Origin of the sequence: Streptomyces sp. NPDC048644 (assembly GCF_043199105.1) — a bacterium.
Lineage (GTDB): Bacteria > Actinomycetota > Actinomycetes > Streptomycetales > Streptomycetaceae > Streptomyces.
Genome location: NZ_JBICVO010000008.1, coordinates 187848 through 200124, shown reverse-complemented (window position 1 = coordinate 200124; position 12277 = coordinate 187848). Strand labels below are relative to the sequence as shown.

Genomic DNA, 12277 nt, shown 5'->3' with positions numbered 1-12277 from the left:
CCCGGCTCAGGGCCGCTTGCGTTCTGACACTGAAGACTCTATCCCATCTAGATGGAGTCTGTATAGGATAGGAGGGGAGAAGGTGACCCGAAGGGATGACAAGGCGATGGCCAGCTACCGAGACGTCGCGGAGCGAATCCGCCGGGACGTAGAAGCTGGCCTATGGCCGGCGGACAAACCGATCCCAGGAATCGACCGATTGCGTGTGAAGTACGAGGTCGCCCGTGAAACCGCCCATCGGGCGGTGAAGCACCTCGTAGCGGAGGGGCTGCTGTACAGCGAGGGGAGGCGCGGCACGTTCATCCGCCCGCCTGCCCCGGCACCCATCCTCATCAGGGATCGAGCGGCGTATCGCGACGAAATCGGCTACTTCTTCGACTTGGGCGCGCAGGACTGGCGCGGCGTCGGCACGCCGACGCAGGAGGTCGGGGTACCGCCAGCCGATGTCGCCGATATCTTGGGTGTTGTGCGCGGCGAGCGCGTCATGATCCGGGATCGCGCCGTCGGGCCGCCGGACGCCGAGCGCCCACTCCAACTCGCCACGTCCTACCTGCCGATGCCGCTTGTTGGCCAGCTCTCGGTCCTCGGTGCGGCTCAGACCGGTCACGGTGGCATCTATGACCGGATTGAGGAGCACTTTGACGCGGCGATCGAGTGGGAAGAGACCGTCTCGTCCCGGCCGGCGAACGACGCCGAACAGGTCACCCTGCGGATAGGAGCGGGGCTGCCCGTGCTGGTGGTGACCCGCACTTCGCGTGTCGGCGAACAGGTCGTTGAGGTGAACCAGACGAGGATGCCGGCAGACGGGTTTGCCGTCTCGTACAAAGTGCCGCGGGACGAGAGCGCCCGGTGGCCTCGGGAAGACCGCGGGGACTAGGTGCGGCGTGCGCGGAATGGCGCGAACGCCCCCAAGATGGGCGCGGCGCCGGTACGGTCCTGGACGAGCCACGCGGTCACGAGGTGCTGGGGGCATCGCTGCGTGGCAGGGGAGGGATCATGCGCAGAGTCGCGCTCACGCTTGCCGCAGGTGTTGTCGTCGGCGGACTGCTTACCGGCTGCTCCGGCGGCGACGAGGCCGGCAAGGATGGTGCTGCAAAGCCGTCGGCCTCGGTCTCGGCTTCGGCGAAATCCGACGGTGCCGGCGGCAAGAAGTCGTCCGCGGCTGGCGATGTGAAGATCGTGAAGTCCGGCGTCGAAGACCACAAGGTCTGGGGCACGGGGGCGTACGTCGTGCACTACGAGATCACGAACCACGGGTCCGAGGTGGCCGACTACTTCGCCCAGCTGGAGTTCCTGGACAAGGACGGCGACGTACTCGGCAGCACCGGCATCACCGCTGACAAGCTGGGCGCGGGGAAGTCGAAGAAGGGTGACATCGCGCCGGTCGAGGCGGAGATCGAGAATGGAAAGCCGGCGGACATCAAGTCCGTGCGGGTCTCGCAGGTCGACCGCACCTGATCGAAATGCGCAGCTGAAGTCCTCGCCGCGGCGAGGACTTCAGTGTCGGGCGCAGCGGGTGACGAACTCGATGACGACGATGACGCCCACGCCGCCCAATAGCAGGCGCAGGGCCTGCTTCATGGATGTCTCACCCAGGATCCGGGATATGAGCGAGGACCGTCCCGCTGCTCGTACGCCCTCGCGCGCTGCCCGCCGGGCATCGGCCGCCAGCGCACCGGCCGTGGCGGACAGGAAGCCGGGCACCTCCTCGATCCGGTCGGCCGGGCGCAAGTCGCCGTGGTGCTGGTGCCGGTGGTCTGCGCGGTCCTGTTTGGCGTCGTGGCGGGTGTACCGCACGGGGGATCGGCCGTCGCAGGATTCGCAGTAGTGGGCGTATCGCACATCGCGACGGTACCGACTGGAGCCCCGGCCCGGGGCGTGATCGAGACATCCGTACGGGCGCGTGCGGGTGCGTCTAGGGTTCCTCGGCGTCACGGTGGGGGCATGACTGAGCGTCCGCCCGTTGTGGTGCATCCGCTGTCGCCGACCGGCGGCCGGCGGGTGACGATCCGGGGCGCGATCGTGGGGCTGGCATACGGCGTGCCGGACCTGTTGGAGTTTCTGCGCCGGGCGGGGCTCGACCCGGACACGGTGCGCCTCGACGACCCGGCACTGATCGAGTGGCGGGGCGGCGGCCCGGACGTCTGGATGTGACGGCGCCCCGCCGGTCCGGGGACGGGCGGGGCGCCGCGGCAACGGGGCTACTCGACCGGGGCGAGTTCGTCACGTGCGTAGTCGGCGGGCATCTGGACAGGGTCGCCATCGAGGATGACGCCGTATCCGCCGTATTCCGTGGGCAGGCTGTGCACGGTGCCGAGGGTGCCGACAGGGGCGGCGAATGCCCCTCCCAGCTTGCGGGGGCGCCGGCGGTGGTGCGGATGCGCTGACCCCTACCCGCGACGCACCTTCGTGTACGGAGGGAGCAGGCGCTCCGCTGCGTTGGCGAGATCGTCGGCCCGGCGCTGTCCCGGGACGCGGCCGAGGCCGCGGAGGACTGCGCACGCCCGGTCCGCGGGCACGATACGGATGCCGTCGACGGCCAACTCGCCGCCCTCAAGCGGCGCCCCGTCCATGAGCACGAGCGGGGTGACGGGCACGCCCAGGGCCTGCTGCACGATGCGGGCCTCGTGCCGGACGCCGCGGAGACGGTTGGTCACATCCAAGCTGCCATGGAGAAGCCGCCCGTTGACGACGCGGAGGCGCCACTTGGCGGACCACCTCTTGGTATCCGGCAGGAGCACCGTGCCGGTCGGCGAGATCGCGAGGTGGTCGACGTTGGCCTTCCCGCGGGGTAACGCGCGGTCGTGGAGGATCACCCATCCCTCGCTGGTGAGCGGGGCGATGCGGCGGGCGGTGCGCCGCTCCCCCTCTGCGCCGGCCGCGGACCGGTCGGCGAGGCGGCCGGCGCGGGTGGAGATGCCGACCGCGCCTGCGAGCCGTACGAGAGGGGTGCGGAGGGCTCGTGCGCGGGCGTCGGCGGAGGCCCCGGCGCCGGGCTCGGTGCGGGGCGGGCGGCAGAGGAGCCAGATGGTGATGGCGGCGATGATGAGGACGGTGGTCATGCGTGGTGTCCGTTCACGCCCGGACGGTGTCCGGGCTGGTCAAGTGGGGTCTGTCCAGACGCACGAGAGAGCGTCCGGACCGTAGGCGGACAAGGTCCGGACTCGGTCAGGCGGCGGCCGGCGTCTTGAGTGCGCTCGGGCGGTACCACTTCGGGGTGCGGGTGCGGCCCTCGTAGTACGCCTGCCGGACAGCACGGCAGGCGGTGCAGGTCGGCATTCCGAGCAGCAGCTCCAGGCGGTAGCCGGCCAACGAGCCTCCGTGCTGGCGGTGTTCGCGCTCCAGGCGGGTCAGTCGGTCGGCGCGGAGGCGATCGTCGTGCGCCTCACGACAGATGACGCAGGACTCGCCGCGGCTGAGGTGGGCGCGCCACGCGGTCTCGGTGCCGCAGTCGTGCCGGTCCCGCGACCGTGCCGACCGGAGTTCGGCGCGGTCGCGGGGGGTGAGGCCGCCCCAGATCCCGTCGGGCTCGCCGGCCTTGACCGCCCAGTCCTCGCACGCCTGCCGCACGGGGCACCCCGCGCACAGCTCGCGGGCTGCTGAGACGCGGGCCCGGCCGAAGGTGCCGTCCTTGCTGATGAAGATGTTTCCCCGTCCGAAGCAGGGGGTGCGCTGGCTGGGGGCGAGGGAGTTGAGGAACGAGGGGTACGCGGCGACGTCCATCGTGATCATCCTTGTGCTGGTGGAGAGCTGGTGCAGGCGGGGCGCGCTGCTGAGGGCGGCGCGCCCCGCAGTGATGTCCGGACGCTGTCCGTGCAGGTGAGCGGCGTGCGCTACGTGGCGTCGGCGTCGCCCACGGGATGCCAGCGCGTGGCATCGCACCGTGCGCGCGGTCACGCCAGATCCGGGACGCAGAGCCAGCCCGGCGCCTCCAGACCGCTGATGCTGCCGTAGCCGAGGTGATGGACGGCGTGGGCGAGTTGGTGGTCCCAGCTGGCGCGTTGCTCGGCTGTTGCCGAGGCCGCGCGGCCGTATTCCCCGAGGCTGACCGCGTTGCACTCGGCGACGAGGAACAGCATGTCGTCGTCGTAGGCGCCTGCGGTGAGGTGCCCGACATTGGGGCAGCGGTCCTTGATCGTGGCGAGGACCCGGTCGATGCGATCGGTCTCGTCCCACAGATGTGCATCGGTCGGGATGCGGAGGCCGTAGGCGAAGTAGCTGGAGTGGTAGTAGCCCATGGGCTGGTGTCCGTTCTGTGTGTCAGCGGTCAGTCGTCGAGGGTGAGGACGATGGCGGCGATGCCGAGCCAGCAGGCGATGGCGACGATGGCGCCGGCGATGGCGGCGAGGCGGGGGTCGGCGGAGAGGGCGTAGGTGAACCCAGCGGAGGTGGCGCCGAGTGCGAGGCCGAGTAGGAACGTGCGCATTTGGATCTCCTGGTGGCTGCGTGCGGGGCTGTGCGGTGCGCGGGCCCCTCTGGTTCGCCGTGGAGTCGTTCGGCCCGTAGGCGGGCGCGTGGGGCTCGTGTGGGCTATGCGGCGTTGTGGATGCGGGTGTTGGGGACGATGTGCCAGTCGTCGGCGTCCAGTTCGGCGGTAATGCGGGCGGCGGCAGTGGCGGGGGTGGAGTGGTGGGGGGCGATGAGGAGCGTGTGCAGGGTGAGGGCGGCGCGGATCTCTTCGGCGGCGGCACTCGGGAAAGTGCGGTCCCACGGCCGGCGGGCGTCGGGGCGGCGCGCGGTGTATCCGCTGGAGGCGAGGTATTCGACGATGCGGTCCGCGGCTCCGGCTGGGGTGGCGGCGGTTGTCGGGGTGGTGAGGCGGTAGTCGTCGAGGGCGGCCCGGATGATCGCGAGGGCGGCGGCGGGGATCACGGTGTCTCCTTCGCGGCGGCGGAGAGGTGCGCGAGGGCCGCGGCCCGGCGCTGCTCGATCTCGCCGGGCGTCTCGCTCGCCGCGGGCTGCCCGGCAGCTACCCGGCGGCGGGCGCCGTGCGGGCGCGGGACGCCCTTCCGAAACCGGGTCTTACATGGCCGGCCGATCGGCGCGTTGCAGGACGGGCACTCGACACCGAGCGGACCCGGGCGGCGGACCTTGGCGACCTCCGCCGTCGTGCTGTCGTCTTCGTCCTCTGGCATTGGGCGGCCGACCTCGTACCCTCGGGCTTCCAGCTCCTTCATGAACCGCAGGTGCGGGCCGCCCTCCAGAGCGGGCGCCGCGCTGAGGGCCGGTACGCGGCCGTCGGCCGTGGCGGCGAGCTGGCCGCGGAGCCGTGCGAGGTACTGCGGGTCGGCGTCGCTGGCGGGCGGCGGCTCGTAGGTGAAGTTCTCCAGACGCTGACGGCGGAGCGCGCGGGCGTGGTGGATGACGTCGGGGGTGGTGGCACGGAACCGGTCCTCGGCGCGCAGTTCGCCTTGCGCGACGTAGAAGCGGGTGAGGGCGGCGCGGGCGTCGTCGTAGGCGATGCCCGCGGCGTTGAGGTCGTCGTGCCAGGCGAGGATGTCGGCCTCGCCGACAGTGCGTTGGTCGCGGGCGGCGGCGAGGCCGAGGAGCTCACCCGCCTGCTCGTAGGTGATCACGGGGCCTCCTGGGTCTTGGCGTCGGCGATGGCCTGGAGGCGGCGGCCGACGGCGATGGCCTGCTGGACGCGGGCGTCGGTGGTGGAGGGGCGGGGTGGGGGCCCGAAGGGCACGACCTGGCCGCCTACGGCCGTGGGCAGATCAGCCGGGGTGGCCGTGGCGACATCGGGGAGGGCGCGCCAGGCGGGGAGGAAGTACCGGCCGCTGCGGGGTTGGCTGCGGGCGCCCTGCCAGCTCGCGGTGGCAGACGCGACGAGGGCGGGGATGCCGCACCGCTGGATCAACGCCTCGATGAGGAACCACTCTTGCGGGCGCAGGTCCCAGCCCACGTGGAGGCGGGCGGCCTGGAGGGCGTCGACGAGGGGCTGGCAGGGGGCGGGGATTTGGGGCCGGTCGCCGATGTGGGGGAGGTCGGTAGTCCCCGCGCGCGTAGCTAGCTGTCCCCCTTCCTTCTCCTTCTCTGAAGGAGAAGGAAGGACGGGACGGGACGGGGCGGCGTTACTCACGCCGTTACGAATCGCGTTGACCTGCGGGTGTCCGTTTTTTTCGGGGGTGTTTTCTTCCGCGTTCGTGTTGCCGTCGCGTCGTTTTGCTGTCGGCTTCGTGTCGCCCGGGGCGTCTTCGGCGTCACGCGTAACGCCGTTACGGTCGGCGTTACGCGGCCCCTCCTCGGCTGCCTTCTTCGCCGCCTCGCGCTCGGTGCGCTTTCGCTCCCGGAACGCCTTCTGCCGCGCCGCGTTCGCCTCTCGGTCGGCCTTCACCCGGGCCCGGTCGGGGTTGTACTCCAGGTAGTCGTGGATCAGGTAGCCGTCCGGGATCCGCTCCCAGAGGCCGGCGTCGACCAGCTCGGCGGCGGCGGTCTTCGGACCGCGGATGCGGGAGATGACCTTCAGCTCGCGGTCGAGGATCTTCCCCTCCGTCAGGTTCTCGGAGACCCAGCACAGCCCGGAGACGTACAGCCGGAACGCCTTGTCGGAGAGCAGCGCGACCTTCCGGTGGGAGGGGAACCGGTCGTCGAGGCGTACCCAGGGCATCTGAGGCTTCTCTCTGCTGGTGCGCCCGGGGCGGGAGTTGGGGGTCGTCCCGCCCCGGGGCCGTGCGGATGGATCAGAGGTGTGGCAGGACGGGCCACTGGCAGCCGGCGAGGGCTGCGCGGTGGCCGTCGGGGACTTCGGCGAGGGGCTGTCCGAGGTGGTGGAGGCCCATGGCGCGGAGGATGAGGGCGTCGGCCTCGTCGTCGGTATCGAGCACCGCGCCGTACCGATGCTGCGCCGCGTCGAGGACGACGGCCTTCCTCGAATTGCCCTTGCCGGTCGCGTACTTCGCGCGGCTGGTGGGCGGCACGACTGCGACGGGGATGTCCCGGGCACAGAGGCTGGAGACGATCAGCCACCACAGGCCGCCGCGGTCCCACGAGGACCCGCCCACGGAGTGGTGCGATGGTCCTTCCACGCAGGCGAGGTCGACGTCACCGACCTCGGTCAGCACGGTGTCGGTGATGTGCCTCATCCGGGCGTGCCGGTCGGCGATGGAGTCCTTGCGGCGGCCCTTGGTGGGGACGCGGGTGGTGCCGCCGGTGGTGGCGATGCCGGTGCCGGTGAGGCTGATGTCGAGTCCGGCGACGCGGTAGAGGCGGGGCCGGGGCCCGGCCGCCGTGGTGGCGGCCGGGGCGGCGTCGAACAGCGTGGTCACTGGGCCTCCCGCTGGTGCGGGATGAGAGGCCAGGTGCGTTCCACCCGCGCCTTGGGGTCCTTCCGACGGAAGTACGCCTCCAGGGACGCGGCCTGCTCGGCGGCCCACTCGATCTGGGCCTGGTGCAACTCGTCGAGGCTCATGGCGGCGAGCTGCGCGTACCGGGTGCCCTGCCTCCAGGCGACGCGGCACGCGGCGATCACGTCGGCGTCGGCGGAGTGCGCGCCGTCGAGGCGTACCTCATAGTGCTCGCAGAGCGCAGTGAGCTTGCGGGAGCCGCGGCGATAGCGGTCGACGCTCTTGTCAATGACGTACGGGTCGATGACGCGGAACTTCCCGGACCGGTCGGTGAGAGGCGTCATGCCGTACCGGCGGGCCTCACGGTCCAGAACGGTGAAGTCGTAGCGGGCGTTCATCGCCACCAACGGGGTACCGGCGGTCATTGCCGCGGAGAGCGCGTCCAGGATCTGCTCGACGGCCTCGCGCAGGTCGATGCCCTCGGCACGGGCCTGCGCGGTGGTGACGCCGTGGATGGCGGCGGCTTCGGCGGGGATGTCTTCGCCGTCCACGTCGGTGAGCCACGTCGCGGAGGCAGTGTCCTGGCCGCCGCCGCACTGCACTACGCAGGCGGTGACGATGCGGGCGGTCTCCGGGTCGGGGCCGGTGGTTTCGAGGTCGTATCCGGCGAGGCGGCCGGTGTGCCAGCTCACTGGGCACCGTCCTGCTGCTCGTCGGCGGCCTCGGCCTCGAACTGCTCGGCGACGTGGCGCAGTACGTAGGCAGCGGCCTCCTTGGACATGCCGCTGGCGGCGGCTTCGATGCTGACGGAGCCGTCGGCCGTGCCGGGGCGGATGATGACAAAGGCGAGGGCATCGGTGCCGTCTACGGCAACCATGCTCGTGGTGGTCATGCGGGGTCCTTCCGGGCGCCGGCGGTGAGGTCGGCGCGGTAGTCAGTGGAGTTGGAGCGGCGCTTGCCCGAGGCGATGGCGCGGGCGTCATGCACGGCGGACGCGGACTGCGGCGACGGCGTCGTCCAGGCGTCGGCCGGCCAGCCGGGGCCGGGCTGAGGCTCGGGCCGCCCGGCGAGCGCCCACGGAGCGTGGGCGCTGCACCGGTAGCCAGCCGCGTACGGCCGGACCGGGCCCTTGTGCGGCCCGAGCGCCCGGCACGGGCGTGAGACGGCGACCGCGGTCATGCCGCCGCCCGTTCTGCTCGCTGTTCAGCGCGGGCAGCCCGGCAGGGCTGGCACAGGGGAATCTGCACCCGGTGGTGGGCCCGGTAGCCCTCGGGAGTCCCGCAGCGACCGGTCCAATCGGGGAAGGCCGTGGGATCGTCGATCGTCTCGTCGTCCCACGCCCCAACCGGTGCCCACCCGGCGGCGGTTGCCCGACGTCGGGCCCGGGTGATTCCTCCGGGCGACGCTCCGTGCTCGTCAGGGGCGGCGCGCCACCACGCGTCGTACAGATCGCGGACGGCTCGCGCGGTCTGCACGGTGACTGCGTCCGCTGCGACGACCCGGCCGACGGCTCCAGGTGTCATGCGCAGCCCGGTGGCCAGAGCATCCTGCGGCCACCCGCCAGCGACGAGCGCTTGGAGTCGGCGCGCGGTTCCGACGGCCGAGATGGTCGTCTTCGCGGCGAGCGTTTCGAGGGTCGGCTCGACGGCGAGTACGGCAGCGGCGAGTCCGGGCCGGACCCGCTCCTGCGGGCCGGTACCGCGCTCCGGGCGCCCGACGAGGAGCACCTTGAGTCGCTTGCGGTCGGTACCCGCGGCGGAGGCGATGGTCCGCAGGCCCATGCCGCAGTCTTGGAGGTGCCGGACGTGGACGCGTACCGGCTCAGCATCCGCCCAGGGGTGCCATGTGCCGTACGCCAGCGCGCGGTTGCGGTTGTCGTCGTACTGGCTGCGGGCGTATCCGCAGGTGTAGCAGCGGCAGCCGTCGAGCCGGTATCGGGCGTAGCCGTGAGGACGGGTACTCACCGGGCACCCCCAGGGGCCGCCTTCACCTCGGTGAGGAAGTCGCGCAGCCGCTCGACCGTCGCGGTGGACGGGTGCAGCCCGTCGTTGGCCTGCGCGAACCGCTGCTCAACCTCCGCAGTGGTCCACCCGTGCTTCCCCGCGGCGGCGATGATGTCGAACCACACGTCCTCGGGCGCTTCTTCATCAGAGACGATCTCGGCTTCAACGAGTTCACTGGGCTCGGCATCCTCCGGGGCGCCCGCGGTCTTCAGTGCCTCGCCCCGGGCGCGAAGCGTGGCGGCGGTCCGATCGTCCATGTGACCGGCCTGCACCGCCTGCGTCCACAGCTGACCTACGGCTTCCGCCGTCGTGGCCACCTCCGCCAGCGCTACGTAGTCCGGCCGGGGCGCCGCAAGTGCGACTCGCTCCGAGCCGCCCGCCACCGCAGCCGTGCTGGTCTGCCCCGCCATCAGGGCCGACGGCGCGATATCGATGTCGATCGTCGGCACCATCCAGCGGCGCGTCTGGCCGTCCCGCTTCGCGGTTCGCTCCTCCAGCCCGAGGTACGCCTCGACGTATCCGCCGGCCTGGGCCAGCAGCTCGGCGACTCCCGGCAGCTCGACGGCGGCGTAGTAGCCGTGGGACTCCAGCCGCCACACCCCGACGCCCGGCACGTCGCGGAGCACGACGTTGAGACGGGTGGTGGGTTTGCACTGCCGCCGTTCCGGATCCGGCCCGCACGGGCATGCCCGGTCGGACAGCAGCTCGGTGACGCCGTCGCACCGCCGCTGGCAGCCGCCGCCGGACCACAGCTCGTAATACTGGGAGACGGGCTGCGGGGGCACGAGGATCGGCACCCGGCGGGCGTCGGTGATGACCTCGAACGCCGCGGGGCCGCCGTTGGCCGGGGTCCAGTCCGCGACGGCGCCGCCGTACAGCGCGGCGACCTTCTCCAGGAGCGGCCGGGAGGCGGAGGTGAACCGGAAGCGGTCCAGCTTCGCGGGGCGGCTCTTCCCGCTCTTGGCCGGCGCGGTGACGCCGATCCGGATGCGCCCCAGCTCGCGGGTGCGCTGTTGCAGGTCAAGGATCGGCATCAGGCGGCCCTCGTCTCGTCGCTGGTGGGCGGGGTGAGGGCGTTGCCGACGACGCCCTTGGCGGTGGTGCGCTGGAACTCGGCGATGTCCCGGGCGTGCAGGAACGCGGCGAACTCGGCAGGGCCACAGCCGACCGGGATGGGCCGGTAGCCCTCCGGGCGCAGGTGCAGCACGATCCCCGTGCTGTGTACCGGCGGCAGAGGCACCTTGGAGCCGTCCCGGAGCCAGCCGACGTCTGCATGCGCGTACGCGGCCATCTGGAGCCCGGCCTCGGCGTAGACGCCCTTCTTGTCCAGCTCGCCGCCGGTCTTGGTGTCGCCCATGAACACGGTGTCCGCCGGTACGGCGAGGGCGGCGGCGAGCAGCGGCGAGCGGAGGAGGTAGTCGAGCGTCCCGGCGTAGCCCTCGCCGTAGTTGGCGACGACCATCTCCGACGCCTCGAACGTCACCTGCCACTCGTCTACGAAGCGCTCGAAGTGGTCAACGTAGGGCCGGATTTCGAGGTCGTTTCGCAGTTCTGCGGGCACGGGCTGGCCGAGAACATGAGCCTCGATCATCTGGTGCACGGCGGAGCCGACGGCAGCGCGGGCGTCCTTCTTTCGGGTGTGGGCGCGGCGGAGCCAGTGGTACGCCTCGGCGCGCTGCTCCGGGCGGAGCGAAGCACGGACGAGGTAGGGGAGGTTGTCCAGCGCGGTCTCTGCGGTGAGGTTCCCAGCCCAGAAGACGAGCGCGTCTTTCGGCATGCCCTGAGACAGGATCGTCGTGACGGAGCGCAGCTTCATCTTGGGGTCGAGATGGTCGCGGTACCAACCCTGGGAACGACGGGGGATTCGGTCGGCGCCGGTCGGCTCGCTCTTCTTGGAGCGGCGCCCGGCGGCCGGGGCGTGGGCCCCGGCCTGCGCGGTCGTCGTCATACGGCGCCACCGCCCTCGGGCCGGACGGCGCCCCGCTGGATCTTGGACGCCATCTGGTCGATGGTCTCCGCCTGCAAGGCGTGCTGCCGACTGCCGGTGGACCTGTACTCCCGGGCCTTCTTGTGCAGCCAGGCGACGATCTGCGTGTCGCGCTCGGCGACGATCGCGGCGCGGGTGGACTCGCCCTCGCGGGTGTCCTTCCCGGCCTCGTCCGCCATCCGGCGCAGCAGGTCTGCCGCGTCTCCGCGGCCCGGGTCGCATTCATAGTCCTGCGGCAGGGCGTTGATGGTGTCGGCGGCCTCGCGCAGCACCTCGGCGCGAACAGCGGCGTACACCCGCTGCACTCGTGCGTCCGTCGTCTCACGCGGTGTCCAACTATCCCCAAGCAGGGACACATACCGACGGATCTCGTCGCGCGCGCTCATGCGGCACCACCCGCGATACCGCGCTCGGCGCGCCACGCATCCGACGCTGCATCGCAGCACAGCGGAATTCCCAGCTCGTCGGCCGCTCCCAACTCCGGGTAGGCCAGGGCCGTCTCAGCGGTCAGCACCTCGTGCGGAAGGTCGCACAACCCGCACATCAGGTGTGCTCCGTCGCGGTAAGTACGGTCGCTCACGCCGCCGCACCCCCCTCGGCGGACCGCTGCGTCGGGACCGGGACCGGACCCGCCAGCGCTCGGATACGGTCAGCCAGCACACGGCGCTGCGCGCCATACACCGGGATGCGCGTATCCAGCGCTTCCAGCAGCCGCTCCATGGGCAGGGTCTCCGGCCGGTGCCCGTTGTACGGGCGTGGCTCCGCCTGCTCCGCGAGGATGTCGGCGAGGGCGTCGGCGTGATCGGTGACGAGGTCGAGGAGCAGTGCCTCGATGAAGTGCGTGATGTCGAGCGTGACCCCGCTGGGAGTCCGGTCGACGGAGACGCGGAACGGCCCGGTAACGGGGGTGCGGTCAGCGGTCATCGGTGGTGCCTCCCAGGAGCAGTTCGAAGAAGAGAGAGAAGAGGGCGAGGCCCCAGAGGGCGAGGAGGACGAACGCA

General features: G+C 71.6%; 21 protein-coding genes. 3 read left to right on the top strand and 18 right to left on the bottom strand.

What is annotated here, in order from left to right; translation table 11 throughout:
• Nucleotides 1–106 precede the first annotated feature (106 nt).
• On the top strand, nucleotides 107–877 hold the full coding sequence (locus tag ACGFNI_RS20095; protein WP_393685509.1) for a GntR family transcriptional regulator: 771 nt from the start codon (nucleotides 107–109) through the stop codon (nucleotides 875–877).
• A 119-nt stretch (nucleotides 878–996) separates the two neighbouring features.
• The gene (locus tag ACGFNI_RS20090) at nucleotides 997–1458 is read left to right on the top strand and encodes a hypothetical protein (RefSeq protein ID WP_393685507.1); all 462 of its coding nucleotides are present in this window, start codon (nucleotides 997–999) and stop codon (nucleotides 1456–1458) included.
• 39 nt (nucleotides 1459–1497) lie between these two features.
• Here ACGFNI_RS20090 and ACGFNI_RS20085 read toward each other — a convergent pair whose 3' ends face one another.
• A complete protein-coding gene (locus ACGFNI_RS20085; protein ID WP_393685505.1) occupies nucleotides 1498–1842 on the bottom strand; it encodes a hypothetical protein in 345 nt (114 codons plus the stop codon).
• A 102-nt stretch (nucleotides 1843–1944) separates the two neighbouring features.
• On the opposite strand from ACGFNI_RS20085, the gene ACGFNI_RS20080 reads away from it, so the two are divergent.
• Nucleotides 1945–2154, top strand: coding sequence for a hypothetical protein (locus ACGFNI_RS20080; RefSeq protein ID WP_393685503.1), 210 nt, complete (start codon nucleotides 1945–1947; stop codon nucleotides 2152–2154).
• Between the two features lie 236 nt (nucleotides 2155–2390).
• Here the strand turns inward: ACGFNI_RS20080 and ACGFNI_RS20075 are convergent, their stop codons facing one another.
• The 17 genes from ACGFNI_RS20075 to ACGFNI_RS19995 form a co-directional block, all read right to left on the bottom strand.
• The gene (locus tag ACGFNI_RS20075; protein ID WP_393685502.1) at nucleotides 2391–3062 is read right to left on the bottom strand and encodes a nuclease-related domain-containing protein; all 672 of its coding nucleotides are present in this window, start codon (nucleotides 3060–3062) and stop codon (nucleotides 2391–2393) included.
• Nucleotides 3063–3168: 106 nt separating this feature from the next.
• Nucleotides 3169–3723, bottom strand: coding sequence for a WhiB family transcriptional regulator (locus ACGFNI_RS20070; protein ID WP_393685500.1), 555 nt, complete (start codon nucleotides 3721–3723; stop codon nucleotides 3169–3171).
• 170 nt (nucleotides 3724–3893) lie between these two features.
• Complete coding sequence (locus ACGFNI_RS20065) at nucleotides 3894–4238, bottom strand: hypothetical protein (protein ID WP_393685499.1); 345 nt, start codon at nucleotides 4236–4238, stop codon at nucleotides 3894–3896.
• Nucleotides 4239–4267: 29 nt separating this feature from the next.
• The gene (locus ACGFNI_RS20060; protein ID WP_393685497.1) at nucleotides 4268–4426 is read right to left on the bottom strand and encodes a hypothetical protein; all 159 of its coding nucleotides are present in this window, start codon (nucleotides 4424–4426) and stop codon (nucleotides 4268–4270) included.
• A gap of 104 nt (nucleotides 4427–4530) precedes the next feature.
• A complete protein-coding gene (locus tag ACGFNI_RS20055) occupies nucleotides 4531–4872 on the bottom strand; it encodes a hypothetical protein (protein WP_393685495.1) in 342 nt (113 codons plus the stop codon).
• Nucleotides 4869–5576 (bottom strand): hypothetical protein, encoded by a 708-nt coding sequence (locus ACGFNI_RS20050; RefSeq protein ID WP_393685493.1) that lies wholly within the window; start codon nucleotides 5574–5576, stop codon nucleotides 4869–4871. Before ACGFNI_RS20050 ends, ACGFNI_RS20055 begins: the two co-directional genes overlap by 4 nt.
• Nucleotides 5573–6610 carry a hypothetical protein gene (locus tag ACGFNI_RS20045; protein WP_393685491.1) on the bottom strand — a complete coding sequence of 346 codons (1038 nt, stop codon included), beginning with the start codon at nucleotides 6608–6610 and terminating at the stop codon, nucleotides 5573–5575. The genes ACGFNI_RS20050 and ACGFNI_RS20045 overlap by 4 nt, the downstream gene beginning before the upstream one ends.
• Nucleotides 6611–6683: 73 nt before the next feature.
• Nucleotides 6684–7268, bottom strand: a complete 585-nt coding sequence (locus ACGFNI_RS20040; RefSeq protein WP_393685489.1) for a hypothetical protein — start codon at nucleotides 7266–7268, stop codon at nucleotides 6684–6686.
• Nucleotides 7265–7978 (bottom strand): 3'-5' exonuclease, encoded by a 714-nt coding sequence (locus ACGFNI_RS20035; protein ID WP_393685487.1) that lies wholly within the window; start codon nucleotides 7976–7978, stop codon nucleotides 7265–7267. The genes ACGFNI_RS20040 and ACGFNI_RS20035 overlap by 4 nt, the downstream gene beginning before the upstream one ends.
• Nucleotides 7975–8178, bottom strand: coding sequence for a hypothetical protein (locus tag ACGFNI_RS20030; protein ID WP_393685486.1), 204 nt, complete (start codon nucleotides 8176–8178; stop codon nucleotides 7975–7977). Before ACGFNI_RS20030 ends, ACGFNI_RS20035 begins: the two co-directional genes overlap by 4 nt.
• Nucleotides 8175–8465 carry a hypothetical protein gene (locus ACGFNI_RS20025; RefSeq protein ID WP_393685484.1) on the bottom strand — a complete coding sequence of 97 codons (291 nt, stop codon included), beginning with the start codon at nucleotides 8463–8465 and terminating at the stop codon, nucleotides 8175–8177. Before ACGFNI_RS20025 ends, ACGFNI_RS20030 begins: the two co-directional genes overlap by 4 nt.
• Nucleotides 8462–9250 carry a hypothetical protein gene (locus ACGFNI_RS20020; RefSeq protein WP_393685482.1) on the bottom strand — a complete coding sequence of 263 codons (789 nt, stop codon included), beginning with the start codon at nucleotides 9248–9250 and terminating at the stop codon, nucleotides 8462–8464. The genes ACGFNI_RS20025 and ACGFNI_RS20020 overlap by 4 nt, the downstream gene beginning before the upstream one ends.
• The gene (locus tag ACGFNI_RS20015) at nucleotides 9247–10323 is read right to left on the bottom strand and encodes a hypothetical protein (RefSeq protein WP_393685480.1); all 1077 of its coding nucleotides are present in this window, start codon (nucleotides 10321–10323) and stop codon (nucleotides 9247–9249) included. Before ACGFNI_RS20015 ends, ACGFNI_RS20020 begins: the two co-directional genes overlap by 4 nt.
• The gene (locus ACGFNI_RS20010; RefSeq protein ID WP_393685479.1) at nucleotides 10323–11237 is read right to left on the bottom strand and encodes a hypothetical protein; all 915 of its coding nucleotides are present in this window, start codon (nucleotides 11235–11237) and stop codon (nucleotides 10323–10325) included. Before ACGFNI_RS20010 ends, ACGFNI_RS20015 begins: the two co-directional genes overlap by 1 nt.
• A complete protein-coding gene (locus ACGFNI_RS20005; RefSeq protein ID WP_393685477.1) occupies nucleotides 11234–11662 on the bottom strand; it encodes a hypothetical protein in 429 nt (142 codons plus the stop codon). Before ACGFNI_RS20005 ends, ACGFNI_RS20010 begins: the two co-directional genes overlap by 4 nt.
• A complete protein-coding gene (locus ACGFNI_RS20000) occupies nucleotides 11659–11856 on the bottom strand; it encodes a hypothetical protein (RefSeq protein ID WP_393685475.1) in 198 nt (65 codons plus the stop codon). Before ACGFNI_RS20000 ends, ACGFNI_RS20005 begins: the two co-directional genes overlap by 4 nt.
• The gene (locus tag ACGFNI_RS19995; protein ID WP_393685473.1) at nucleotides 11853–12200 is read right to left on the bottom strand and encodes a hypothetical protein; all 348 of its coding nucleotides are present in this window, start codon (nucleotides 12198–12200) and stop codon (nucleotides 11853–11855) included. Before ACGFNI_RS19995 ends, ACGFNI_RS20000 begins: the two co-directional genes overlap by 4 nt.
• Nucleotides 12201–12277: the final 77 nt, after the last annotated feature.

Bases quoted from the DNA above. Each gene is read 5' to 3' on its own strand.
- ACGFNI_RS20015 (WP_393685480.1), bottom strand. From the start codon at position 10,323: ATGCCGATCCTTGACCTGCAACAGCGCACCCGCGAGCTGGGGCGCATC.
- ACGFNI_RS20045 (WP_393685491.1), bottom strand. From the start codon at position 6,610: ATGCCCTGGGTACGCCTCGACGACCGGTTCCCCTCCCACCGGAAGGTC.
- ACGFNI_RS20095 (WP_393685509.1), top strand. From the start codon at position 107: ATGGCCAGCTACCGAGACGTCGCGGAGCGAATCCGCCGGGACGTAGAA.
- ACGFNI_RS20010 (WP_393685479.1), bottom strand. From the start codon at position 11,237: ATGACGACGACCGCGCAGGCCGGGGCCCACGCCCCGGCCGCCGGGCGC.
- ACGFNI_RS20025 (WP_393685484.1), bottom strand. From the start codon at position 8,465: ATGACCGCGGTCGCCGTCTCACGCCCGTGCCGGGCGCTCGGGCCGCAC.
- ACGFNI_RS20090 (WP_393685507.1), top strand. From the start codon at position 997: ATGCGCAGAGTCGCGCTCACGCTTGCCGCAGGTGTTGTCGTCGGCGGA.
- ACGFNI_RS20060 (WP_393685497.1), bottom strand. From the start codon at position 4,426: ATGCGCACGTTCCTACTCGGCCTCGCACTCGGCGCCACCTCCGCTGGG.
- ACGFNI_RS20065 (WP_393685499.1), bottom strand. From the start codon at position 4,238: ATGGGCTACTACCACTCCAGCTACTTCGCCTACGGCCTCCGCATCCCG.
- ACGFNI_RS20005 (WP_393685477.1), bottom strand. From the start codon at position 11,662: ATGAGCGCGCGCGACGAGATCCGTCGGTATGTGTCCCTGCTTGGGGAT.
- ACGFNI_RS20030 (WP_393685486.1), bottom strand. From the start codon at position 8,178: ATGACCACCACGAGCATGGTTGCCGTAGACGGCACCGATGCCCTCGCC.
- ACGFNI_RS20080 (WP_393685503.1), top strand. From the start codon at position 1,945: ATGACTGAGCGTCCGCCCGTTGTGGTGCATCCGCTGTCGCCGACCGGC.
- ACGFNI_RS19995 (WP_393685473.1), bottom strand. From the start codon at position 12,200: ATGACCGCTGACCGCACCCCCGTTACCGGGCCGTTCCGCGTCTCCGTC.
- ACGFNI_RS20075 (WP_393685502.1), bottom strand. From the start codon at position 3,062: ATGACCACCGTCCTCATCATCGCCGCCATCACCATCTGGCTCCTCTGC.
- ACGFNI_RS20070 (WP_393685500.1), bottom strand. From the start codon at position 3,723: ATGGACGTCGCCGCGTACCCCTCGTTCCTCAACTCCCTCGCCCCCAGC.